General features: G+C 58.3%; 1 protein-coding gene. It reads right to left on the bottom strand.

What is annotated here, in order from left to right; genetic code table 11:
* Positions 1 to 32 precede the first annotated feature (32 nt).
* Positions 33 to 860 (bottom strand): IS5 family transposase, encoded by an 828-nt coding sequence (locus ACEWFR_RS23745; RefSeq protein WP_374063344.1) that lies wholly within the window; start codon positions 858 to 860, stop codon positions 33 to 35.
* Positions 861 to 938 lie beyond the last annotated feature (78 nt).

Genomic DNA, 938 nt, shown 5'->3' with positions numbered 1-938 from the left:
GGCCGTGGTGAATCACCAGACGTAGCGTGATTTCACTGTTTTAGCGATTGCTTGATGTTGTGAACCGCACACATCAAGACGAGTTCACGAAATTCACCGTACCAAGTTCGCGCACGCACGGCGTCGCCGAGCGTGCGCTTGATCGTCGAGAAGACGGTCTCACACATCGCTCTCTGGCGGTATCGAGGCCCATCGATCCGCGCGTTATGTGCGTGATCGATGGGCCGGAACTCACGATGTTTGATCAGCGGTCTTACGCCCTCTTCGCGGAGTTTCTCGCGTAACTCCATCCAATCGTAGCCTTTGTCGGCAGCGAGGCTGGCGAGGTCGCCCGCGTTGCGGCGGGCGACCTGCCAGCCGAGTTGCGTGTCGTGGCGTTTCTCGGTTGTGCAGTGAACGTCCAGAATCGCTTGGCTTTCTGTGTCGACGAGAGCTGTCGCTTTGAGCGTCTGAACCCGGTAATTCGTCCGCCGACAGTAGTGTTTGCTAGCGTTTTCGCGGTCGAAGAACGTCGCATCGATGGCGGCGTGACCGCTCGTGTCGTGCAGCTGCGCCGAGAGGCGCAGCAGCACTCGCCAGAGTGCTGTCTTGATTCTGTCAAACCACTTGACTAGCGTGGAGTGGTGCGGGAGATCGGCCGGTTCGAGGCCGATCTCCCCGAGAATATGTGGCATCTCGCTCAGCAGATCTAACGCCTCTCGGTAGGACTTCTCCAAGTAAACTCGGAGACAATGGAGCGATACGACGGCGTAGTCGGCGAAGCCGCCACCCCCTTCGGGGGCGGCGACTTCGCCTCGGCCACCAACAGCATTTTTAGCTAACCGTACTGCCTTCTTCGTGAAGCGGGAAATTTTCGACATAGAGCATCGGCGATTTCCCGCTTCATCTCCCTAGTTCTGACGGTCGAAACCGACGCTATCCAGCGATTCACCAGAGCC

The sequence above is a fragment of the Natrinema sp. H-ect4 genome, assembly GCF_041894845.1.
Classification (GTDB): domain Archaea; phylum Halobacteriota; class Halobacteria; order Halobacteriales; family Natrialbaceae; genus Natrinema.
Note: the sequence above shows the minus strand (reverse complement) of the source record. Positions and strands in the feature narration are given on the sequence as shown.

Excerpts from the sequence above, each read along its gene's own strand:
- ACEWFR_RS23745 (WP_374063344.1), bottom strand. The coding sequence starts at position 860 with ATGTCGAAAATTTCCCGCTTCACGAAGAAGGCAGTACGGTTAGCTAAA.